Annotated in this window: 24 protein-coding genes; 2 read left to right on the top strand and 22 right to left on the bottom strand. The window is 33.7% G+C overall.

Annotated elements, in window-relative coordinates; translation table 11 throughout:
* Window positions 1-55: 55 nt before the first annotated feature.
* The 10 genes from rnc to LIX58_RS09370 form a co-directional block, all read right to left on the bottom strand.
* Window positions 56-766: a ribonuclease III gene (rnc, locus tag LIX58_RS09415; protein ID WP_413470821.1), complete on the bottom strand. Its 711-nt coding sequence runs from the start codon at window positions 764-766 to the stop codon at window positions 56-58.
* Window positions 767-876: 110 nt separating this feature from the next.
* On the bottom strand, window positions 877-1,110 hold the full coding sequence (locus LIX58_RS09410) for an acyl carrier protein (RefSeq protein ID WP_001830184.1): 234 nt from the start codon (window positions 1,108-1,110) through the stop codon (window positions 877-879).
* A gap of 151 nt (window positions 1,111-1,261) precedes the next feature.
* Window positions 1,262-1,999, bottom strand: coding sequence for a 3-oxoacyl-[acyl-carrier-protein] reductase (gene fabG, locus LIX58_RS09405; protein ID WP_103297870.1), 738 nt, complete (start codon window positions 1,997-1,999; stop codon window positions 1,262-1,264).
* Complete coding sequence (gene fabD, locus LIX58_RS09400) at window positions 1,992-2,918, bottom strand: ACP S-malonyltransferase (protein ID WP_226386289.1); 927 nt, start codon at window positions 2,916-2,918, stop codon at window positions 1,992-1,994. The genes fabG and fabD overlap by 8 nt, the downstream gene beginning before the upstream one ends.
* Complete coding sequence (gene plsX, locus LIX58_RS09395; RefSeq protein WP_154836666.1) at window positions 2,911-3,897, bottom strand: phosphate acyltransferase PlsX; 987 nt, start codon at window positions 3,895-3,897, stop codon at window positions 2,911-2,913. Before plsX ends, fabD begins: the two co-directional genes overlap by 8 nt.
* A complete protein-coding gene (fapR, locus tag LIX58_RS09390; RefSeq protein ID WP_126566575.1) occupies window positions 3,890-4,459 on the bottom strand; it encodes a transcription factor FapR in 570 nt (189 codons plus the stop codon). The genes plsX and fapR overlap by 8 nt, the downstream gene beginning before the upstream one ends.
* Before the next feature lie 316 nt (window positions 4,460-4,775).
* Window positions 4,776-6,827: an ATP-dependent DNA helicase RecG gene (gene recG, locus LIX58_RS09385; RefSeq protein WP_154836665.1), complete on the bottom strand. Its 2,052-nt coding sequence runs from the start codon at window positions 6,825-6,827 to the stop codon at window positions 4,776-4,778.
* Window positions 6,828-7,027: 200 nt separating this feature from the next.
* The gene (locus LIX58_RS09380) at window positions 7,028-7,798 is read right to left on the bottom strand and encodes a thermonuclease family protein (RefSeq protein WP_154836664.1); all 771 of its coding nucleotides are present in this window, start codon (window positions 7,796-7,798) and stop codon (window positions 7,028-7,030) included.
* Window positions 7,799-8,115: 317 nt separating this feature from the next.
* A complete protein-coding gene (gene fakA / locus LIX58_RS09375) occupies window positions 8,116-9,774 on the bottom strand; it encodes a fatty acid kinase catalytic subunit FakA (RefSeq protein ID WP_226386287.1) in 1,659 nt (552 codons plus the stop codon).
* Between the two features lie 14 nt (window positions 9,775-9,788).
* Window positions 9,789-10,163 (bottom strand): Asp23/Gls24 family envelope stress response protein, encoded by a 375-nt coding sequence (locus LIX58_RS09370; RefSeq protein WP_103297876.1) that lies wholly within the window; start codon window positions 10,161-10,163, stop codon window positions 9,789-9,791.
* 342 nt (window positions 10,164-10,505) lie between these two features.
* Between LIX58_RS09370 and rpmB the strand changes: the two genes are divergently transcribed.
* Window positions 10,506-10,694, top strand: a complete 189-nt coding sequence (gene rpmB, locus LIX58_RS09365; RefSeq protein WP_103297877.1) for a 50S ribosomal protein L28 — start codon at window positions 10,506-10,508, stop codon at window positions 10,692-10,694.
* An 82-nt stretch (window positions 10,695-10,776) separates the two neighbouring features.
* Here the strand turns inward: rpmB and LIX58_RS09360 are convergent, their stop codons facing one another.
* The 9 genes from LIX58_RS09360 to LIX58_RS09320 form a co-directional block, all read right to left on the bottom strand.
* Window positions 10,777-11,415: a thiamine diphosphokinase gene (locus LIX58_RS09360; RefSeq protein WP_126566566.1), complete on the bottom strand. Its 639-nt coding sequence runs from the start codon at window positions 11,413-11,415 to the stop codon at window positions 10,777-10,779.
* Window positions 11,416-11,420: 5 nt separating this feature from the next.
* On the bottom strand, window positions 11,421-12,065 hold the full coding sequence (rpe, locus tag LIX58_RS09355; protein ID WP_126566564.1) for a ribulose-phosphate 3-epimerase: 645 nt from the start codon (window positions 12,063-12,065) through the stop codon (window positions 11,421-11,423).
* Entirely contained in the window at window positions 12,065-12,940 is an 876-nt protein-coding gene (gene rsgA, locus LIX58_RS09350; protein WP_154836662.1) for a ribosome small subunit-dependent GTPase A, read from the bottom strand. The genes rpe and rsgA overlap by 1 nt, the downstream gene beginning before the upstream one ends.
* 210 nt (window positions 12,941-13,150) lie before the next feature.
* Window positions 13,151-15,208, bottom strand: coding sequence for a Stk1 family PASTA domain-containing Ser/Thr kinase (pknB, locus tag LIX58_RS09345; protein WP_226386286.1), 2,058 nt, complete (start codon window positions 15,206-15,208; stop codon window positions 13,151-13,153).
* Window positions 15,205-15,948: a Stp1/IreP family PP2C-type Ser/Thr phosphatase gene (locus LIX58_RS09340; protein ID WP_126566556.1), complete on the bottom strand. Its 744-nt coding sequence runs from the start codon at window positions 15,946-15,948 to the stop codon at window positions 15,205-15,207. The genes pknB and LIX58_RS09340 overlap by 4 nt, the downstream gene beginning before the upstream one ends.
* Before the next feature lie 5 nt (window positions 15,949-15,953).
* Entirely contained in the window at window positions 15,954-17,048 is a 1,095-nt protein-coding gene (rlmN, locus tag LIX58_RS09335; RefSeq protein WP_126566554.1) for a 23S rRNA (adenine(2503)-C(2))-methyltransferase RlmN, read from the bottom strand.
* A 1-nt stretch (window position 17,049) separates the two neighbouring features.
* Window positions 17,050-18,357, bottom strand: coding sequence for a 16S rRNA (cytosine(967)-C(5))-methyltransferase RsmB (gene rsmB, locus LIX58_RS09330; protein ID WP_154836661.1), 1,308 nt, complete (start codon window positions 18,355-18,357; stop codon window positions 17,050-17,052).
* A complete protein-coding gene (gene fmt / locus LIX58_RS09325) occupies window positions 18,354-19,286 on the bottom strand; it encodes a methionyl-tRNA formyltransferase (protein ID WP_154836660.1) in 933 nt (310 codons plus the stop codon). The genes rsmB and fmt overlap by 4 nt, the downstream gene beginning before the upstream one ends.
* On the bottom strand, window positions 19,279-19,767 hold the full coding sequence (locus LIX58_RS09320; RefSeq protein ID WP_154836659.1) for a peptide deformylase: 489 nt from the start codon (window positions 19,765-19,767) through the stop codon (window positions 19,279-19,281). The genes fmt and LIX58_RS09320 overlap by 8 nt, the downstream gene beginning before the upstream one ends.
* A gap of 177 nt (window positions 19,768-19,944) precedes the next feature.
* Here LIX58_RS09320 and LIX58_RS09315 point away from each other — a divergent pair, with 177 nt between their 5' ends.
* Window positions 19,945-20,148, top strand: a complete 204-nt coding sequence (locus tag LIX58_RS09315; RefSeq protein ID WP_126566543.1) for a TM2 domain-containing protein — start codon at window positions 19,945-19,947, stop codon at window positions 20,146-20,148.
* 57 nt (window positions 20,149-20,205) lie between these two features.
* Here LIX58_RS09315 and LIX58_RS09310 read toward each other — a convergent pair whose 3' ends face one another.
* From LIX58_RS09310 to coaBC, 3 genes are all read right to left on the bottom strand, one after another.
* Window positions 20,206-20,448 (bottom strand): hypothetical protein, encoded by a 243-nt coding sequence (locus LIX58_RS09310; protein ID WP_154836658.1) that lies wholly within the window; start codon window positions 20,446-20,448, stop codon window positions 20,206-20,208.
* A gap of 363 nt (window positions 20,449-20,811) precedes the next feature.
* Window positions 20,812-23,220: a primosomal protein N' gene (priA, locus tag LIX58_RS09305; protein WP_154836657.1), complete on the bottom strand. Its 2,409-nt coding sequence runs from the start codon at window positions 23,218-23,220 to the stop codon at window positions 20,812-20,814.
* Window positions 23,220-24,419: a bifunctional phosphopantothenoylcysteine decarboxylase/phosphopantothenate--cysteine ligase CoaBC gene (gene coaBC / locus LIX58_RS09300; protein WP_126566536.1), complete on the bottom strand. Its 1,200-nt coding sequence runs from the start codon at window positions 24,417-24,419 to the stop codon at window positions 23,220-23,222. The genes priA and coaBC overlap by 1 nt, the downstream gene beginning before the upstream one ends.
* Between the last annotated feature and the right edge of the window lie 115 nt (window positions 24,420-24,534).

Below are 24,534 nucleotides of genomic sequence, written 5' to 3'. Positions count from 1 at the left end.
TAATACATTCATACTCATTCTTGTTGATAAGGGGTAATTATTAATATCATTCTAATTAGGCGTCTAATTGTTTTAATTTAGTATAGGCACGTTCAGCAGCTTTTTGTTCGGATTCTTTTTTCGTTTTTCCTTGTCCCGTGGCAACTGCCTCATTTTCTAATATAACTTCAGAGGTGAATAGGCGATGATGTGCGGGCCCTTCTTCTTTGATAAGGCGATACGTCACATCTCCTCTATTTTGACTATGCACAAATTCTTGGAATTGTGTCTTAAAATCTACTACACCTATGAGTTCATTATCTTCAACGTGTGGGAATATCACTTTTTCAGCAAATTGCCAAACGACCTCTAAGCCTTGGTCAAGATATAAGGCACCTACAAATGCTTCAAATGCATCTGAAACGAGTGATGGACGTGTTCTTCCGCCCGTTTTTTCTTCACCTTTACCTAATAAAATTAATTGGTTTAAACCGATTTTGTTTGCAAATATTACAAGTGAGGGCTCACATACGATTGTTGCACGCATTTTAGTTAAATTCCCTTCTGGTAAGTCAGGGTGTTTATCAAAAAGATAACGTGAAACCGTCAATTCTAATACCGCATCTCCTAAAAATTCTAAACGTTCATTGTGTTCTAAACGATCCATATTAAAATCATTTATAAAACTCGAGTGTGAAAATGCTTGTTGATATAATTCGATATTTGAATATTCAAATCCAAGCGATTTCATTTTCTTTGAAAATTGTTGTTGAAACTCATTTACCATTGCTATTTTCTTTGGATTTGTCACGCTAGAACCTCCATTATATCTATTCTATGTTTGATTCTTATGAAAAAAATCTGAGCCATCCTGTAGACGACTCAGATGTAAGTTTTTTATTTTTCAAGACTATTGATATACTTAACAGCATCACCAACAGTGTTGATTTTTTCAGCTTCTTCATCAGGAATTTCAGTACCAAATTCATCTTCTAATTCCATTACTAATTCAGCGATATCAAGTGAGTCAGCGCCTAAATCATCTTTGAATGATGCATCTTCAGTTACTTTGTCAGCATCAACACCTAAACGGTCAACGATGATGTCTTTTACTTTATCGAAGTTTTCCACGTCGATTCACCTCCTTTAAAAGTGTCTATCCATAGACTATTTTATTTTCCCATTTTAATGGTTAAAATACAAGCATTTATTAGCATTGTAAAGATACTATTTACACCATGTAAAGTACATTTTTTTATACTAAAAATGCTTATTTTTAATTTTACATGTACATGCCACCATTAACGTGGATTGTTTGGCCTGTGATGTATTTAGCTCTTTCAGACGCTAAAAATGCTACCGTATAAGCGATGTCTTTATCTTCACCAAAACGTGATAACGGAATTTGTTCTAACATTTGTGATTTTAAGTCATCATTTAAAGCATTTGTCATATCTGAAACAATGAAACCAGGTGCAACAGCATTCACTGTAATACCGCGTGATGCAAGTTCACGTGCACTTGATTTAGTTAAGCCTTCAATACCCGCTTTAGTTGCTACATAGTTTGCTTGGCCAGGGTTACCCATAGCACCTACAATACTTGATAAGTTAATGATTGCCCCACCACGTTGACGTAACATTTGTGGTGTAGCTTTTTGAATACAATTGAATGTACCTTTTAAGTTTGTATTAATGACGTCATCCCATTCTTGCTCTTTCATACGCATTAATAAGTTATCGCGTGTTATACCAGCGTTATTTACAAGCACATCTAGTGAACCAAATTGACTCACAACTTCTTTAATCATTGCTTTAACTTCATCGCCTTCAGCAACGTTTGCTTGAATCGCAAAGCTTTCTACACCTTTTTCTTTAATTTCAGCTACTACTGCTTCTGCTTTTTCTTTATTGCCTGCATAGTTTACAGCTACGTTAAAGCCATCTTCAGCTAATTGTAACGCAATACTACGGCCAATACCTCTTGAAGCACCAGTTACTAATGCATTCTTGTTAGTCATGTTGATTCCATCCTTTCACATCTTCTAGAGTTTGAATAGATGTTAATTTAACATCACGATTGATTTTTTTAATTAAACCAGATAATACTTTGCCAGGTCCAATTTCAATAAAGTGATCAACACCTTGGTCGATTAACCATTCAGTTGATTTAATAAATTGCACTGGTGAATATAATTGTTTAACCATATTTTGTTTGATTGTTTCAGCATCTGTTTCGCCTTTCGCATTCACATTTTGTACAATAGGGAATTTAGCATCATGCCAATCAAATTGATTAATATAAGCTTCGAAGTCTTTTTCAATGACTTGCATCATTGAAGAATGGAAAGGGCCAGACACAGCTAAAGGTAATACACGTTTAGCACCAAGTGACTTACCTTCTTCCGCTAATTTATCAATTAACGTTTTATGACCAGACACAACAATTTGTCCAGGACAGTTAATATTAGCTGGCTCAATTAATTCATCTTCCGTAGATAAGTCTTTACAGATTTTATCTACTTCTTCATAACTTAAACCTAGCACGGCTGCCATACTACCCACACCATTTGGAAAAGCTTGCGCCATTAATTGACCACGTTTACGTACAATCTTAACGGCATCTTCAAAATTTAATACACCAGCAGCTACTAAGCTTGAATATTCACCTAAACTGTGTCCCATTGTATAGTCTGCATTAACATCTTTAAGTGCGTTTAATAATGCAGCACTATGCGTTAACAATGCAGGTTGCGTATTCTCAGTTTCACCTAATTTCCCTTCACTATCAGTAAACATTGTTTCTAGTAAGTCAAAATCTACTGCTTCCTGTGCTGAATTTAATATCTCTGTTGCCTTAGCATCTTCATTGTATAAATCATTTGCCATTCCGACTTTTTGAGCACCTTGGCCAGGAAAAACAATTGCAATTTTACTCATCTTGATTACCTACCGTTTCTCTCATAATTTCAACAATTTTTTCATCTCCAGCAATTTTAGCTTGGCGAATTGCTGAGTAAAATGCACGCGCATTTGAACCACCGTGAGCTTTAACTACAGTACCGTCTAAACCTAGTAATACTGATCCACCATACTCTGCATAGTCCATTTTCTTAGCAAACGTATCTAAATCTTTTTTCAATACGGCTGCAGCTAATTTATTTTTAAAGCTACCTAATAATGTTTCTTTCAACATTTTACCGATAGATTTCGCAGTACCTTCAATATTTTTTAATACCATGTTACCAGTGTATCCATCCGTTACTACAACGTCTGTGTTACCTTCCATTAACGTTTTCGCTTCAATATTACCAGCGAAGTTGAAACTACCATCTTCACTCAATAATTGATACGCTTTTTTCGTTAGTGAGTTACCTTTAGCTGGCTCAGTACCAATATTTAATAATGATACTTTTGGATTATTGAGGCCACGAACTTTTTTAGCATAAATATTGCCAAGTTGTGCATATTGTAATAAATGTTCTGGTTTCGCATCCGCATTGGCACCTACATCTAAAAACGTAAAGCCTTTACCATCAATCGTTGGTAATGTAACTACTAGAGCTGGACGTGCTACACCTTTAATGCGACCTACGATGAATAATCCAGCAGACATTAATGCACCAGTGTTCCCTGCTGAAACACAACCGTCTGCTTCGCCATTTTTAACCGCTTCAGCCATACGCACCATTGAACTATCTTTCTTACGTTTAATTGCTCTAACCGGTTCGTCTTCCATTTCAATCTTCTCAGAACAATGTCTGAATTCAATACGTTCATGATTGAGCGTATATTGTTTTTCATCACCAAAAAGAATAATTTCCAAATCTTTAAAATCATTAACCGCTTTTTCAACAGCCTCTAACACGATACCAGGGGCATCATCGCCACCCATCATATCTATAGCAATTTTAACCATTTGCTTCATCCTCGCTTATATAAAACATTTTAAACGTGCCTTGAAACACTAAAGTATCTTTGACATAAGAGTTAACTTTTATAAAATAATGATGCGTTGTTTTATCAGTTACATGTGCTTCTGCTCTTACAGTATCATGTAACTTCACTTTTTCAATAAATTTAATCGAGCTTTCTTGTGTTAACACTGTCGATTTATGTATCAATGCTACGCATAACGAATTCGCTTGCGCAAATAAGATATGACCACGAGCAATTTGAGTCTTCGCAAATACCGATTCTTCTGTTACTTCAATAATCGATTGCGCTGATTGATTAGGCGCAACTTGAATCAAATCACCTATCACTTCATTGGCCTCTAAAGCTTGAATCTGCTCATAATTTTGCTCAGCTACTAACTTAATACGTTTGCGTAACTCAGGAATATTAAGATACGTGCGATCTAACCGTATTGTTTGAATACTCACACCAAACATCTCACACAGCGCACTATCCGTTATAAAGGGGTTCAAATCAATCGCCTTTTGAATGGCTTGGCGACGTTCGTCTTTCTTCATTTTCAAATAAAGTTCCCCCTTCACACGCGAATTTAGTACCAAGTCTTAAACATTCCTCACATATCATAACACTTTCTATTTAAGAAGCTCAACAAATATCATCATACCTTGCTCCCTTTTTCGGAAAAGAGAAAGATAGATTACTCATCAGTATTCCCAAAGGTATTATGACTATAAGCAAAAGGCCATTAATCGAAGGAATGTCATACGCATCGGTGGACGCTTTTAGGAAAAAGAAACACTTTTTATATATAAGTGGCATTAACTTCTATATAAGAAGTGTTACTTTAGATGAAGCGTAAGAGTATTTACCTACAGTCATTTAATCAAAGCTCATGTGTAGCAAATTCTCATCAATAAATGTACGTAAATGTTCATAAGCATCAGTAAAAAAGACACCAGATTGGATTAACTCAGCAGCCTCATCACGCGCTACTTCAAGCATACGATAATCTTCAACTATGTTAGCCACCATAAAGTCTGGCAACCCACTTTGTTTCACGCCAAAGAAATCACCAGGACCGCGCATTTCTAAATCGCGTTCACTCAACTCAAACCCATCTGTTGTTTGCGTCATAATCGTCATACGCTCAATTCCAGTTTCTGTTTTAGGTGAGGCGATTAATACACAGTAACTTTGATGTTCACTTCGACCTACACGTCCTCTTAATTGGTGTAACGTTGACAAGCCGAAACGATCCGCATCATAAATCATCATAAATGTGGCATTAGGCACGTTAACCCCAACTTCTACAACTGTCGTAGAAACAAGAATGTCTAGTTCATGTTCACTAAATCGTGTCATAACCTCATCTTTTTCATCTGCCGGCATTTTACCGTGAAGTAGTCCTACACGACCATTGCCATAATGCGCTTGTAGTGACTCATACAGTGCTACAACGTTTTGCACATCTTCAAGGTGCTCAGAGCTTTCAATTAAAGGACAGATAACATACGCTTGTCTTCCTTTTTGCAATTCAGAAGTCATTTGCGCTAGTACCTGTTCATATTGTTCATGCTTCGCCCAATTAGTAATAATCGGTTTGCGCCCCTTAGGTAATTGCTTAATTGAAGAAACGTCCATTTCACCGAATACTGAAATTGCTAAAGTTCTTGGAATTGGCGTTGCTGTCATGAATAAGACGTTAGTCATCGCCCCTTTTTCTCTTAACATTTGACGTTGGTTCACACCGAAACGATGTTGTTCATCTGTGATCACTAATCCTACATTATCGAAGATAACGTCATCTTGAATCAGTGCATGTGTTCCAATTAAACAATCTATAGTACCATTTTCTAGTTGTTCTAATAAGGCACGACGTTTTTTTCCTTTGACAGAACCCGTTAATAAAGCAACATTCATATAATCTCCAAATAATTCCGTTAAACTATTGGCATGTTGTTCCGCTAAAATTTCTGTAGGTACCATAAGTGCAGATTGGTAACCAACTGTTTTTAGGGCATACATACAAATTGCTGCGACGACGGTTTTACCTGAACCTACATCCCCTTGTAATAGACGATGCATACGTATCGGTGCTTTTAAATCTCTAAAGATTTCATTAACACTCGTTTTCTGAGCATCAGTCAATTCAAATGGTAAGGTGTCAATAAATGCTTTCACTTTTTTGATATCGTAATTAACTTCAATCGCTTCATCAGACGTTTTCTCTATTCGATTAAGCCATTGCATTCTTAGCTCAAACATAAATAATTCTGTGAACGCATATGTTCTACGTGCTCGTAATAACTCAGTTCTATCTTTCGGTTGATGCATCGTTTTAATCGTATAGTCTAACGTTTCTAATTTATATTTATTTCGCAATTCATCCGTTAACCATTCATGAATAGTGACATCATTTAATGTTTGGTGAATGATATCGCGCATTTGTTTTTGCTTGATGCCTTCTTTAATGCGATACACTGGCTCTAGCTTCACTTCTTCAGTGTCTTGCGCTTGTGCATCAAAGAACATACGATTACCATTTATCTCTTGCTTTGCTCGATTCCATTTCCCTTTAACTGTCACTGTGCCATGTAATTCAATTTTCTTTTTTAAGTATGGTTGATTAAAGAAGACACATTTCACTGCAATATTATCTACCATGAGATGGACCGTTAACTTAGATTTATTTCTCCCGAAAAAGGCTACGGTTGGTACTGAGTAAACTTGACCTACTACCGTTACAGTAGATTGATCTTCTGCCATATTTAAATCAACTATCGTATTATCATCGTATCTTGTCGGTAAATATAATACTAAATCTTCAACAGTGTGAATATTTAATTCATGTAATAACGCCATTCTTTTAGGTCCAAGTCCTTTAATATTTTGAAGCGGATATGGACTCTCTATTAAATTGACTTTAGACATCGTTTTCTCACCTAATATTTATAATCTCGTTATTATTTTAACATGGTTTAACTATATTAATGATAGTTAACGCTTTTTGAAAATGAGATATAAAAAGGGAAAATGAACATTCACGATTTTTGTTTACATAATAAATTTATAGTAATAAAAAATAAAACCTATCTTTTGAAGACAGGTTTTACCGCTTATTATTTAATTATCTACTTTACTTCACATGCCCATCCATCTTTATCTCTATCTAATGCTGAACGATAAGCTGGATGATTTTTACTTACACCATTGGGATATGTTTGTCTCATTGCTGTACAATTTTTAAAATATTGTGGTGCTGTAGTTTTGTTTGTTTTGTTTGTCGCGTTTACTGTTGCACTAGGTTTTGTAGCTTTAGGGACTGTACTAGTCTTAGTTGTCGATTTAGTTGTTTGTGTGCTCCAAATGTTCAACTTTTCAGCTTGAGCTCTAGATTGACTCGCATACAATGTTTGAACATAAGTATTGTTCGGCGGGTAAACATAAGCAACTCTAGCTAAACCTTGTCTTACAATAGCATTATTTACCATTTGACCATCTGCGTATACATAAGCTAAATATCGACCATATTTATCTGTACGTTGCCCTTTATCAAACTGAACTTGGATATTTCGCGCATTCGCCATCATGCTAGTAGTAAATCTGCTTGCTTCTGGACCATACTTCTGAACTGGCTTGCGTGGATCTTTAGTTTCAGGTGAATCAATAAGTAATAATCTGAATGTTGCTTGTTTACCTTTATATAGTAATTGTACAGTATCGCCATCTACACCTCGAACAAACTTAGCCGGCTCTTTTTTTAATGATGTTTGCGCATTAGCAATATGAGAATGATATGTATAACTAGTACCTAATGAAAGTGCTATGACGCTAATTAAAGTGATAATAAATGTTTTAATAACCAAACTTGAATTTTTCATTTCTATCCTCCTAAGTTTCATTAAATATATTTTATACTAATTTTGGAAATTAGAAATATAATTTTTTGTAAATTTTTCTAATATTAAAATTTTACATATTATTGAAACTTAAAAAGCGTAGGTCTGCTTAATTTAAAAAAACATAAGAAAGAAGGAAAGAGAAATCTGAATTTTAATAAAAAGATTTCATTATTCTCAACTTCCTTTATTTATGGAAAAAGATTTTACTAAAATTGGAATAATCTATATTATCGTATTTTCAATCCAGTTATTTACAGCTTAAATATAAAATGAGCCTGTCACATTTTACAATGTACAGGCTCTTATAACTTTAATTTCTATTCAACTGAGAATAAATATTGATAAATAGGTTGACCGCCATTATGTTCTTCAACTTCAACATCTGGATATTCAGCTTCTACCCATTCAACTAATTGGCTTGTCATGTCATCACTAGCTTCTTCACCAGCGATAACAGTTAAAATTTCGCTATCTTCATTTAATAATTCAGATAGTAGGCCTTTAATAGTTGCAAATTCATCTGCATTACTAGTAACAATTTTACTTTCTGCTAATCCCATGAATTCATCTTTTTTAATCTCTACACCATCAATTTTAGTATCCCTTACTGCAAATGTGATTGAACCAGATTTCACTGTTTCAAGAGCAGTAGTCATGTGAGATTGATTCTCTTCCAATGTAGATGATGGATCGTATTGGAAAAGTGCAGCAATACCTTGAGGGATAGATGTTGTTGGAATGACAACAGTATCTGCCTTAACTAATTCGGCTGCTTGATCACTCGACATTCTAATATTCTTATTGTTAGGAAGAATAATTGCACGTTGACATTGAGATTGTTCGATGACTTTTACAATATCTTCAGTAGACGGATTCATTGTTTGTCCACCACTAATAATATGTGTTGCACCCATAGAAGTAAATAATTCTGAAATACCTTCACCCATAGAAATTGCAATAATAGCTGTTTCTACTGTTTTTGGTGCTTCATCCTTACTTGTGTGTTGATTTTGTTGTTCTTTGCGGATAACTTCACGATGTTGTTCACGCATATTTTCAACTTTTAACTTTATTAATTCACCATATTGTTGACCGTAGTTAAACACTTCACCTGGTGTTTCAGTATGAACGTGTACTTTGACAATTTCCTCATCATTGATAACGAGTAAAGAATCTCCGAAATGGCTCATGTCATTTCTAAATTCTTGTTCATCAAATTCTTTTTTATCTTTTCCAAAGCGAACCATCATTTCAGTACAATAGCCGTATTTAATATCTTCAGTGTTGATAACACCATGGAAATCGTGTTCTTCATGAACTAAATCATCAGTGTCTAATTTAGGTTTCTTAGCTTCAACTGTTTCACCTTTAAGACCTTTTAAGAAACCTTCATAAACGCATAATAAGCCTTTACCACCACTATCAACGACACCTACTTCTTTTAATACAGCTAATAAATTTGGTGTATTGTTTAGTGATTTTTCAGCTCCTGCAATGGTATATTCCATTACTTCAACACAATCGTCTGTTTCTTCAGCTTTGTTCATAGCCGCATTAGCAGCGTCTTTAGCTACTGTAAGAATCGTTCCTTCAACAGGCTTCATTACCGCTTTATAAGCAGTATCTACACCAGCTTGGAAGCTACTCGCTAATTGTTGTGCATTGATTTGTTGCTCTTGTTCAATATTTTTACAAAAGCCTCTAAATAATTGAGATAAAATAACGCCTGAGTTACCGCGAGCGCCCATCAATAATCCTTTAGAAAATGTTTTACCTAGTTCACCAATACTATTTGATAAATTATTCTCTACTTCTTCACGTCCTGAAGTGATTGTTAAGTTCATATTTGTCCCTGTATCACCATCTGGAACAGGATATACATTCAGGGAATCCACTAAATCTGCATTATTAGATAAATTTTGTGCCCCTTGTATAATCATATCGGCAAATAATTTACCGTTAATTGTGCTAATCATCGTGCTTTGTCCTCCTATACCTTCTTGCCCTTGTGATTAAGTCGTACGCCTTGTACAAAAATATTAATTGAATTTACTTTAACATTTAACGAATGCTCTAGTGTGTATTTTACAGATGATTGAACGTTATTAGCTACTTCAGAAATTTTTACACCATAGCTTACGATAATATACATATCGATATCAATCACGCCATTATTCTCTTTAACAATAATACCTTTAGCATAATTTTCATGACCTAAGATTTCAGCAATACCATCTCTTACTTGTTGTCTAGATGCCATACCTACTATTCCATAACTTTCAACTGCTTTACTACCTACCACTGATGCGATTACTTCATTTGAAATATCTATTTTGCCATAGTCATTTGAGATTTCAATAGTCATCTTCCTATTCCTCCTGAATTGTGGTTAAAATGACGTTAACTTTAAAGAAACTACACAAAGATTATAGAAGACTTCATGGGTCATTGATAATATGTATACCCTATCTATAATCAATATTTTATTAAAATAGTGATAAACACTATTGCTTCATACTCAAATATATTTGTTATTCAAGATATGTTACATAACTCCTCAGCTAACAATTATACCATAATTTGAAGATTTCAAAACATTTTAAGTTAAATTACATCTTATTTTATTGCTTTCAAATTTCATATGTGGTATCTTATTAAAGTATATAAGTAGTCAAGTGTATTTATATTTATTAAAGGAGGTACTTTGATGGGTAAACAATGTTTCGTAACAGGTCGTAAAGCATCGACTGGTAACAATCGTTCACACGCTTTAAATGCGAATAAACGTAGATTTAATGCTAACCTTCAAAAAGTTAGAATTTTAGTTGATGGAAAACCTAAAAAAGTTTGGGTTTCTGCGCGTGCTTTAAAATCTGGTAAAGTTACTAGAGTTTAATAAATATAATGCACAAAAAATGCCTTCATATGTGGTGAAGGCATTTTTTTATGTCTAAATTTTATTGTGATGAACGTTCGTGCTATAAATCTTTACTTCTCATTTGTAGTACTTGGCCATTTTCAACGTTAATATGCGCAATTGACTCCTCTACTTCATTAGAAATAGTTAATGTAGATCCAATTTCTAAATGCTGCTGTTGAAGGTTATATTTAAATCCTTTTAGTGTTAAAGTCACTTCTCCATTTACAGGAATAAAGGATACATATTTGTAATTTGCAGACTTTTCTATTGTATGTATACCACTATTTAATAGTTGAATTTCATTTTGCTGATCAACTACGATTAATTTAATTTGTTTTTCAGAATAAAAAGGTTTCAGCAAAATTTGAAGCATCCCCATAAAGTGATCTAAACGTCCGCCAGTGGCGCCATAAATATAAATTTCATTATAGCCTCGTTGAACTGCTTCTTCGACACCCAGTGCTAAATCAGTGTCGTCCTTTTCAGCCTTAACTGGATGAATATCAAGCGCTTCTTTCAAATGATTTCTTTCCTCTTCTGTTACCGAATCGAAATCACCCACTGTAAATTTAGGAATAATTTCATGATTAGTAAGTATTAAAGTCCCTCTATCTATACCGCCCCAATGCATGTCTTGCGCGTTATTAAATATATCTTGAGGTAAATATCTGTCTCCACACATTAAATTGATTCTCATATCAATCAACCTTTCAAGCGTTGTGTAACCTTTTTATAATCATCTTGTTTAAAGAAATAAGATCCAGTTACAAACATAGTGGCACCATTGTCTGCACATAATTGAATCGTTTCATCATTAATTCCACCATCAACTTCAATATCAAAATGCAATTCTGACGCTTCTCTTATATCACGTAATAGTCTTACTTTAGTTGCACAAGCTTCTATAAATGATTGTCCACCGAATCCTGGGTTTACTGTCATAATTAATACGTAATCCACCATTTCTAGAATAGGCATTAATGCTTCTACTGGTGTGCCAGGATTAATCACCACGCCAGCTTTTTTACCAGCATTTTTAATCATTTGTAATGCACGATGAATATGAGGAGTTGCTTCTACATGAATTGAAATCATATCTGCGCCATGTTCAGCAAACGTTTCAATATATTGTTCAGGATTCTCAATCATCAGATGAACGTCAATTGGAAGCTGAGTAGCACTACGTACAGCGTCTAAAATAGGCAACCCAATAGAAATATTAGGCACAAATTGTCCATCCATGACATCAAAGTGCAAACCGTCTACTTGAGCTTCTTCTAATAAAGTAATTTCATTTTTTAAATTTAAAAAGTCTGCTGATAATAGCGAAGGATATATTCTTCTCATTAATATCTTACCTTTCTATTAGAAATTTCATTAAATAATTGAAGATAATGGTCATAGCGAAATTGCGGTAAATGACCTTCATCTAATTGTTGTTTTACATGACATTGAGGTTCTTTAATATGGTTACAATTTCTAAATTTACATTGCTCTCCATAGTGATCAATGTCAATAAAATAATGTTTTAAATCATCTTTTTCAATATGATCAAAATCTAAAGCACTAAACCCGGGAGTATCAGCTATAAAGCCATTCTCTCTTTCAAACAATTCTACGTGTCGCGTTGTATGTTTACCACGATTCAACGATTTCGATATGTCATTCGTTTCAAGATTTAGTTCTGGATTAAATGTATTGATAAATGTTGATTTACCTACACCAGATTGACCACTTAAAACGACTAATCCATTAGGCCATGAAGCAACGACATGACTTTTATCAGAGTCTTTACCAACAAATTGAGTATTATATCCGATAGATTGATAGTTTGTTAATAATGATTCAATATGTTCAATTTGTTCTTCTGATGCTAAATCTTTCTTAGTAACTAATATACTCGGTGCTAAGTCATAAGAATGCGCAATCACTAAAAATCGATCTAATAATTGTGTTGAAAACTCAGGTTCAACCGCACTCATTACGATAATTAAACCATCAATATTACTTACTGGTGGACGTTTTAAAGCGTTACGTCGATCATGTACATGATGAATATACCCTTCATCTATGTTTTGAATATCAAAATCTACAATATCACCCACTATAGGAGAAAACTTTTTCTTTCTAAATAACCCACGTGGTTTAGTATTATATAATTTCCCTTCTACATCTACTTGATAAACGCCACTTACTAATTTAATGATACGTCCAGTCTCCAAAATGACACCTCTTGTCTTATATTTATAATTACATATTATAGCAAAATGTGAATGAATATTCTAAGTTAGCATTAAAAAAGGTTGTTATTATAGATGTTTACATAATTTTTTTATAGTAAATTTTAATTTTTAAAAAAGTCTCAAAAATGATTTTGACATATTTTCAAAATCACTTTGAGACTTTTGCTATTATTTCTCAATAAAGTGGTGTTAGTAATAAACATCTTTATCTGCCACAACTTTACCGTCTACTCTAATGGTATAGCCAGCTGATGTACCTTTTTCAATAGCTAATGGAATTGTTATGGTCTTGTCATCAGTAATTGTGTAAGTTTGAATAGCACTTGTACCACTATTATTTTTATCTCTTACATATACTTGAACTTTTTGACTAGTATCGTCTTCCCCAGTGTACGGTATCGTGTACGTTTCATTATAATTTTTTATATTCGCTGTGTTTTTCGAATCATCACTTTTTTCTTGTGAATCATTCTTTTTATTATCCTCTGTATCTTTACTATCTTTATTGCCTTTGTTATCTTTCTTATCTTCTTTACCTTTAGAAACAGTGAAATGGATAATACTACCCTCGTCTACTTGTGTACTCTTAGGTGTCTGAGAAATGATTTTATCTTTTTTAATATCATCACTAAATTCTTCAGATATTTCTACTTTTAATTTATCTTTTTCTAATTCTTTTTTGGCAGTTTGATAATTTTCGTTTTCATAATTTTTAACATAGACTTTTTTCACGCCTAAAGACTCAGTTAATATAATACGATGATCATTTACTTTTACTTCGCTATCTGGAGTAATATTTTGTCGAAGAATACTACCTTTCGGCATTTGGTTACTATATTCCTGCTCAATAGAAATATTATTTAGTTTTAATTCTTTTAGTTTATTGACTGCTTCATATTTTTTCATACCGATGACATTCGGCATTTTTGCACGCTCAGGACCTTTTGAAAGAATGATATCTACCTTATCATGTTGATTAATTCTTTCCCCAGCTTTGGGTGTAGATTTCACGATTTTATTTTCAGGATAAGTATCGCTATATTCGCGTGAAATTTTACCAATTTCTAAATGTGACTTACGAAGTAATTTTTCCGCTTCCTTTTCGGTTTTACCTGTTAAATCTGGCATTTCAGAATATTTATCTCCAAACATACCAATAGCTATAAAACCGAATAAGCTTACTAAAAGAAAAAGTAAAATTAAAGCAATAGCAAATTTCTTCTTTTTAGAACGTCTCTTACGAGGAGGTTCATATATATGATTCTCACTCGTTTGAAATTGATGCTCATTTACGATTGGAATTTGCATAGTTTGTGCAATATTTTTCTTAGCATCTTCTTCTTTTAATTTATCTTTAATTTCATTTTTATTAATAGGGACTGTTTTTTTCTCATCATTTTCAAGCATATGTCTTTTTTCATTAATACGGCTCGAGAATAATACACTACTTAAATCTTCTCGCATTTCTTTAATACTATGATAACGATGCTCAGGATTTTTAGCAGTAGCCTTTAATACCACATTACTTAACGATTGAGGCACATCTTCCCTTTGATCAGTCACATTTGGAACAGATTCTTGTATATGCTTTATAGCAATACTTACAGCAGTTTCTCCACTAAATGGTGGGTGGCCAATCAACATTTCATAAAGTACTATACCAATTGAATAAATATCTGTAGTTTCATTAGTCGTTTCACCTTTAGCTTGCTCAGGTGACAAATATTGTACTGTACCTAGTACGTGATTAGTTTGTGTCATAGAAGTTTTACTAAGTGCTTTCGCAATACCGAAATCAAATATTTTTAATGTTTTATTTTTATCAATTAAAATATTTTGAGGTTTAATATCCCTATGTACAATGCGCTTTTCATGTGCTTGTTGAACACCTTTTAAAATTTGTTCAACAAAATTGATTGCCGTATCAATACTTAGTGGTCCATGACTATGTATATATTCTGAAAGCGTAGGGCCATCAATATATTCCATAATGAGATAAAAACATTCCTCTTCTTCATCTACATCATAGACTTCAACGATATTATTATGACTAAGTTGAGTGGCATTATTTACTTCTCTTTCAAAACGACGCATCGTTTCATCTTTTTCATTCTGTGGAATAGAAATTGCTTTAATAGCTACTTTTCGATTCAAAATCGTATCTTCGGCTAGGTAAACAATACTCATACCACCGCCACCGAGTTTATCTAAAACTTTATAGCGATCACTAATTAACTTTCCTATCATACACTATCACCTTCAATAGAAGCTAATAGTACACTAATATTATCTTTAGAACGATGATATAACGCTAATTGAATTAACTGATTACCATGTTCTTCAAGTGATAATGGTTCACTTAAGGCTTCTAAAATACGCGCATCTCTTACGTAATCTGTAAGTCCATCTGATGCTAGTAAAAGGTAATCATAGTAACTATAACGTTTAGTAAATATATCAGGATTTACACGTTTATCTGTACCCATCACCTTTGTAATAATATTACGTTGAGGATGAGACCATGCTTCTTCTTCAGTAATTTGTCCTGTCATTACTAAATGATTAACAAATGAATGATCGTGTGTAATTTGTTCAATCTCTCTTGTGCTTACTACATACGCTCTAGAATCTCCAATATTAGCAATTACTAATTGTTTATCAAAGACAAGTGCACAGACACAAGTTGTGCCCATGCCTTTATAGTCTTCATGACTTTGAGCATACTCAAATAGATCACGATTTATATCTTTTAAAGTCAAACGCAACCAATCTTCTGCTTGTTCGAACTCAATAAAGTTTTCATTTTCAAAGCGTTTTTGAAGTTCATAAACAACAAATTGGCTTGCAATTTCTCCTGCTTTATGACCACCCATTCCATCGCATAATACTAATAATTGTTGGTGGGTTTGGTTATAAAAAATACCTCCTGCATCTTCATTCTTATCTCTATGTTGTCCAGTATCTGTGAAAAATTGTGCGTTTAGCATTTTGATTACCTCGTTTCTACTTGTCGTTCCTTAGCTCTTAATTGTCCACATGCTGCATCAATATCGGCACCTTGTTCACGTCTAATCGTAGCATTAATGCCGAGTCTTTTTAATTCTTTTTCAAATTTAAAAATGTCATCTTTCGGTGTCTTAACATAATTACGTTCTGGAACATGGTTAACAGGTATTAAATTAACATGGCAATTTAAATCTTTGATTAGATGCGCTAAATCACGTGCATGTTCTAATTGATCATTAACGCCTCCAAATAAACCATATTCAAAGGTAACACGACGATTTGTTTTTTCTTGATAATATTTAATCGCCTCCATTAACTTATCTACATGATAAGCACGGTTAATAGGCATTAATCTTGAACGTATCTCATCTTTCGCAGCATGTAAACTTACTGCAAAGTTAATTTGAATATCTTCTTCCGCAAAATCATAAATACGTGGAATAATACCTGATGTTGAAACCGTGATATGACGAGCCCCGATATTTAAACTATTATCATCATTAACAATACGTAAAAAGTCCATCATTTCATCATAGTTTTCAAATGGTTCACCAATTCCCATGATTACAATTTGAGACACACGTTCATTTGTAGCATCTAATGCTTTTTGTACAGTTAATACCTGAGAAACGATTTCTCCCGCTTCTAAATTACGTTTTAATCCTCCTAATGTAGAGGCACAGAAAGTACAACCAATACGACAACCTACTTGTGTCGTTACACATACTGAATTACCGTAATCATGACGCATTAATACCGTTTCAATCGTATAACCATCTTGTAATTCAAATAAAAATTTAATCGTACCATCTTTACTTTCTTGTTTTACTACGGTAGTTAACGTTGTCATAGCAAAATTATCTTTTAATACTTGACGTAACTCTTTAGATAAGTTCGTCATTTCATCAATACTATTTACACGTTTTTGATATAACCATTCAAAAATTTGTTTCGCTCTAAATTTTTGTTGTCCGTGTTCTACTAACCACTCTTGCATTTCATCAAATCTCAAAGAATAAATCGATTGTTTATCGAAATCAGGCAAGAATTTATTTTTCTTCTTTTTTTCAGCAGTTATCATCTTAACTTTCCTTTCTTTTTATTTTAGTTATGAAAAATCCATCTGAATCGAAGTCTTGGGGTAAAATTTGTAACGTTTTAACTTGTTCTCCAGTGATTGGATGTGTGATTGGCTCAAATTCAAAATCTTTATTGCGTTTTAAGAACGTGTAAATCACGTTCTCGTTTTCAAGTTGTTCTATTGTACACGTCGAGTAAATAAGTGTACCTCCAGGCTTTAAGTTACCTTTTACATTGTCTAATATCTCAAGTTGCAATTCAACTAGGTCATTAATACTTTGTTGAGATTGTACATATTTAATTTCAGGCTTATGTCTTAATACACCTAATCCACTACAAGGCGCGTCCACTAAAATTTTGTCATACATGCCTTTATAAGGTGTTGTAGCATCATGATCAAATGTTGTTATATTCTTAAGTTGCAATTTTCTAATATTTTCTTTAATTAAGCCAATTTTATGCTTATGCACATCTGTCGCATCAACATGGCCATGTGGCGATAATAATTCTGCCATATGACATGCTTTACCACCTGGTGCACTACATGTGTCTAAGATTTCATCATTAGGTTGCACGTCCATGAAGTAACCCACAAACATTGAACTTTTATCTTGAATTGAAATAAGTCCTTCTTTAAATGCTAAAGAATCTACTACAGGTTTGCCTTTCAAATGTAAACAATATGGTATGATATTATCTATTTCAACTTGATAACCTTCATCTTGTAAACGCGTTGCCATCTCTTCAGGATTAATTCGGCTTGTATTAACTCTTACAGTATTCGCTGTTTGTTGCAGAAAAGCATTGGCGATTTTATGGGTTTGTTCAATACCATGATGCGTTATCCAATGCTCAATAATCCATTTTGGCACACTATACTGAATAGACATACGCTGTTTTTCATTTTTTATAGTATCAATGCTAGTTAAATCGCTTCTGAAAATGGTTCTTAAAATACCATTTACTATATTGCCATTGTGCGGTCCACCACGGCGCTTTGCGATATCTACAGCTTCATTGATAATAGCATGATTAGGCACTTTATCTAGATAAATATATTGATACAGACTCATCCAAAGTAATTGTCTAACCCAGCCTTTTACTTTTGTTTTAATAAACGGTTTTAAATAAAAATCTAACGTTAATTTACGTTTTATCGTACCATAGACTAATTCTGTGAAAAGTGGTTTATCAATAGAAGATATCTCCTCATTTGAAAGTACTTCATTAATCTTTAAATTACTATAAGCATTTTCATTTAGAATATCTTGGATAGCTTGAAACGCTAATTCTCTCACTGTTTGTGTCATACTAATGTCTTCCCAACTAGTGATTCTTGCACGCCACTTAAGTAATTACTTACTAACATACGTTTTTTTCCTGCTAATTGTATATCTGTTAATGCTATAGCATCATCTGAACCTGTACCAACTATAATTGCTTTTTTAGTTGTTTCAATAATTTGTCCTGGCTCACCTTTTTTACCTTCAATAATATGAGCAGCAAATAGTTTTAAATTTGTATCATCCATCTTAGTATAAGCTACTGGCCATGGCGATAATCCTCTAATATGGTTATGAATATCTTGCGCTGACTTTGTCCAATCGATTCGTTCATCTTCTCTGCTAATATTTGAAGCAAAGCTAGCCTTTGCGTCATCTTGAGGGATGCTGTCATTCGTTCCTTCAATAATTGAAGGTAATGTTTCTTTTAATAAATCGGCGCCCAAGAAACTTAGTTTATCATGCATTGTTCCTACATTATCATCTTCCTCAATATCAATGGTTTTTTGAGAAATAATATTACCAGCATCTAATTTCTTTACCATATACATAATTGTAATACCAGTTTGTTTCTCTCCATCAATAATCGCTTGATGAATTGGTGCGCCACCGCGATATTTAGGTAATAGTGAAGCGTGAACGTTGATAGCGCCTTTTTTAGGGGCGTTTAATAAGCTTTCAGGTAATAACTGACCAAATGCAGCAGTTACAATTAAATCTGGCTCAAGGTTTAATAATGTAGTTAATTCTTCTGAATCTTTAAGTTTTTCAGGTTGATAAACAGGTATATCATGCGCTTGAGCTACTTTTTTAACTGGGGGTGGTGTTAATACGCGTTTACGTCCAACCGGTCTATCTGGTTGAGTAACGACTGCAATCACCTCATGCTCTGCTATTAACATTTCTAATACTTTTGTTGAAAAATCAGGTGTTCCCATAAAAATTATTTTACTCATTTTCAAAATACGCCTCCACTTCTTCTTCAGTTAATACTTTTTTAGCACGATCGGTAAATAATATGCCATTTAATTGATCAACGATGTGTAAAATCATGCGCGCCACATCATCATAAGCAGTTAATTCTATTTTATTTCCCTCTAGATCATTACCTTCTACTGTAATCATTTTACTACGTTCTACTTCCGCATATACGCCAGGTAAATTCACAGATCCTTCTAAGTCGGTTATTTTCTCAGCTGATTCAGATTTAATGACAGGATTTACTAGCTGTAATAAACCTTCTAATTCCATATCAATCATCGCCACTTGTTTGCTAATCCCTATTTGAGGCGCACTCAATGCAGATGCTTCTTCAGCATATAGTGTATCTTCAATATCTAATAATAAATCTTTTAATACATCATCAAATTGTGTTACAGGTTGTGCTTTTTTAGTTAATACAGGATGCGTAGATTGGACTAATTTTTGTATCGCCATAATGTATGCTCCTCCTGAAAAAATTCATCATATAATTATAACTTAATTCAAATTGAATTGCGACCTTAGACTGAAATTAATACTGAATAGCTTGTTATCAATTGCATTTAAATTTGATACGATTAAAATAGAAAGTAAGAAGAAATTAATTATAAAAAGATTGGAGGTGTCATTAAAATGGAAGTAAACAAAATTATATATATCGTTTTAGCAGTATTTTTAGGTAGTTTTGGTGTGCACAAGTTTTATGCAGGTAAAACGATATCAGGCATTTTACATTTAGCTTTCTTCTGGACAGGCATTCCACATATCATCGCTATTATTAGTGCAATCTTAACATTATTCAGACCTGCCGATGAAAATGGTAACGTAGTAATGTAGCATATTTATTAAAAAAGTTACGCCACAGAATTTAAATTCTGTGGCGTAACTTTTATTTTATCTTAAAATAAATAAAACAATTGGTAATACAAGCGCTATGATACTTATTATCGTTGGAATAATAAAGCGTATCTCATCTATATATTTTTTATGGGTTTCTTCTTTAATTTGAAACATCATATTTTGAATGGTCAAAGTTAAAGCTTTATGATTACTATCTATCTTGTGACTTAATTTTTCTTCTACGTTATTTATACGTTGGGTTAGCTTTTGTTCCACGTCGTCAATACGTAAGTTCAACTTTTGTTCTACATTATCGATTTTTTGATCAAGTCTTAGCTCAACATTATCTATTTTCTCACTAAGTGTTGCTTCTGTTCTGTTGATTTTATCTCCAAGATGATTAAATCTTGAATCAACGTGTTCTTTAAATTCCTCAAATTCTTTGGTACCGACATATTTATCTTAAATCATAGCGGTCATCCTCCATTATTAAAATGCCATGTACTTACAGTTATGTGTATGTTCTAGATGCTTGAATGACATAAAATAATTAATGGATAAATTAAACATTGCGTTTTAGCGACAATACTACGCTCTAATTTAGATTACATTTTACACCTTGATATCATTTTTATCAATCATAAAAACTCGATAATTTCATCACATCATTATTTGAGGATTAATATCAATTTTCAAGGATAGCTTATCTTTCATATACGCTTCATGATAATAATCATCTAAATATTGTAACGCTTTAAGCAATTCTGGCTCACGCTTATATTTAACAAGGATTTGAAAACGATGTTCGTTATTAATTCGCGCAATAGCTGCAGGAGAGGGCCCTAGCACTAATGCTTTATCGGTTAAATGTTGTAACAATACCTGATGAACATGTTTTGAAGCTTCCATCACTTTTTTCATATTTTTGTGTGCAATAGTAAAATTGATTAAAAAGTAATATGGAGGATATTTTCCAATTTTTCGAAATTCCATTTCTTTTTGGTAAAACGTTAAATAATCATTTTGTTTTACATCTTCAATAGCGTAATGGGTTGGATTATATGTTTGTATAATTACTTTCCCGGGCTTTTCATGACGTCCAGCTCGACCTGACACTTGGGTTAATAATTGATACGTTCGTTCACTTGCTCTAAAGTCGGGTAAGTTTAACATTGTATCGGCATTGAGTACGCCTACCAATGTAATGTTAGGAAAGTCTAAGCCTTTCGCAATCATTTGTGTACCTAGTAAGATATCACCTTTGCCCTTTTCAAAATCAGTAAGTAATTTCTCATGTGCACCTTTACGCGATGTCGTATCTACATCCATACGAATGATACGCGCTTCTTCAAATTCTTGTTGCAATATTTCTTCTACGCGTTGTGTCCCTGTACCTACTTGGCGAATATGGGGACTCTCACAGTTAGGACAAATATTAGGCGGTATTTCTTGGTAACCACAATAATGGCATTTTAACTGATCCGTTGTTTTGTGGTAAGTAAGCGAAATATCGCAATGAGGGCATTGAGGAACATAACCACAATCACGACATAACATGAATGATGCATATCCACGACGATTTAAAAATAATACAATTTGTTCATTTTTATTTAAACGATCTTGAATTGCTTCACGCAATTCATTTGAGAACATGGAACGGTTGCCTGAACTTAATTCTTCACGCATATCAATAATATCAATCGAAGGTAGTGCTTGTTGATTCACCCTAGTAGGCAATGTTAGAAGTTGATATACTCCCTTTTCAGCTCGAGCATAAGATTCAAGACTTGGTGTTGCACTTCCTAGCACTAATGGACAATGATGATAACGACTGCGCCATTCAGCAATGTCACGCGCATGGTAGCGTGGATAGTCTTCTTGTTTATAGGTTGATTCATGTTCTTCATCAATAATAATAATGCCTAAGTTTTTAAAAGGCGCGAAAATACTTGATCGCGCACCTACACTTACTTGCGCTCTACCATCTCTAATTTTTTGCCATTCATCGTAGCGTTCACCATTTGATAAGCCTGAGTGAAGTACGGCAACATCATCACCAAAACGGCGTTTGAAACGTAAAACCATTTGTGGTGTTAAGGCAATTTCAGGTACTAACATCATGGCTTGTTGTCCTTTATTAAGTACTTCTTCAATAGTTTGTAAGTAGACTTCCGTCTTCCCTGAACCAGTAACACCATGTAGTAGAAAAGTACGCTGTTGCTCTTCATCAATCGTTGTTTTGATTTGTTGAAAAGCCTCTTCTTGTTCTTGCGTTAATGTACGTTTCTCTTCTCTTTCAAAAATACGGTCTGCAAATGGATCACGTTCTACTTCAGCATCATATTTTTCGATAAATCCTTTTTTTACAAGACTATCAATACTAGATTTTGAAAATCCCATTTCTTCTAAATCTTTAAGAAAAACCGTCTTATGTTGTTCATCTAATAAGAAGGCATACACATCATATTGCTTCATGGATTTTTCAAGCAATGCCAATATTTCATCAGGATGATAGTCATCAAGAATGCGAACCGCTCTTTGCATTTTTTTACTAGTGTTTTGAGATAACAATGTTACTTCTTGAACGCTACCTGCTTTGAGTAAATCATTTAATACCGGCAAATGGTTATTTTTTTGCGCATCTTTATATTTATAATGACCTTTTGAATCAAAATACTTTAAAAGTTCTTCCTCTATGTCATTATGTTTTACGACTTCAAATACTTTTGTATATTTTGCCTTAATGGCACTAGGTAACATCGCTTCAAGGACTGAAATACTCTTAGATACATGAGAATAACTTAACCATTCACTTAATTGTATTAATTCAGGCGTTAATTCAGGGCGTATATCTTGCACTTCTTTAATTTCTTTTAACTTTTGAATATCAATATCATCACTTGGTTGTGACTGAATATCCATAACATAGCCTTGAATTGTACGAGGCCCAAATGGAACGATTACTCTGACGCCTACTTGTATAAATTCTTCTAACTTATCAGGTACGAGATAGTCAAACTTAAAATCTACACTCTTGGAAGGTACATCTACAATGACCTTTGCAATCATTATTGCCACCTAGTTTCTAATTCATCTAAAATTTGTTGAGCGAGTTGCACTTTTTTTCCTTTCTTTATATTATGTGCCTCACCATTTTTAAAATGCATTGTTAATTCATTATCATCAGATTTAAAACCAATTGATTGATCACCTACGTTATTTGAAATAATGACATCTGCATTTTTACGTTTTAATTTGTCTTGTGCGTATTGTTCAATATTTTGTGTTTCCGCAGCAAAACCTACTAAATATTGATGGGTTTTATGTTCACCTAAATATTTTAATATATCTTTAGTACGCTTAAATGTGACTGATAAATCCCCTTCTTGTTTCTTCATTTTATGGTCTAGCACTTGAGTAGGGGTATAATCTGACACTGCAGCTGCTTTCACTACAATATCTTGTTCATCATAGCGTTGTGTCACCGCTTGGAACATTTCTTCTGCGCTCTCAATATGAATCACTTCTACCCCAGCTGGATCCTCTAATTGAGTAGGACCAGTGACTAATGTCACATGTGCACCACGATCTCTTAATGCTTGGGCGATTGCAAATCCCATCTTTCCAGATGAACGATTTGAAACAAAACGTACGGGGTCAATCACTTCTACTGTAGGTCCTGCTGTAACTAAGGCATGCTTGCCAGTGAAGCTACTATGTTGAATTTGTTGCTGTTGTTTAAAATAGTCGTTAAGGACACTTACAATTTGTAGTGGTTCTTCCATTCTTCCTTTTGCCACATAACCGCACGCTAAGAAACCATCACCAGGTTCAATGAAGTGATAACCGTCTGATTTAAGCACATCAATATTGCGCTGTGTACGAGGATTCTCATACATATGCACATTCATCGCTGGCGCTATAAATTTAGGTGTTTCAGTAGCTAACAACGTAGAAGTCACCATATCATCAGCAATGCCTACACTCAATTTAGCAATCATATTGGCAGTAGCTGGTGCTACTATAATCGCGTCAGCCCAATCTCCTAGTGCCACATGCTGAATTTCTTGAGGATTCTCTTCTTTAAAAGTACTCGTGTATACTGGATTTCTACCAATAGCTTGAAATGCTAAAGGTGTTACGAATTCTTGAGCATGATCTGTAAGCATAACTCTTACATCGTAACCTGCTTGCGTTAACTTACTCGTTAAATCAATTGCTTTATAAGCTGCAATACCACCTGTTACGGCGAGTAGAATGTGTTTCATAATCGGCTTTCTCCCTTACTTTTTTCGATTATTTAATAGATTTTTACATTAAGCCTGTAGGCAAACCATTTCGGTTTTTATACGTTGTTTTACTTTCTGACAAGCTCATTTTAAA

It is taken from the genome of Staphylococcus sp. Marseille-Q1834, assembly GCF_916858875.1.
Taxonomy (GTDB): domain Bacteria; phylum Bacillota; class Bacilli; order Staphylococcales; family Staphylococcaceae; genus Staphylococcus; species Staphylococcus pragensis.
Note: the sequence above shows the minus strand (reverse complement) of the source record. Positions and strands in the feature narration are given on the sequence as shown.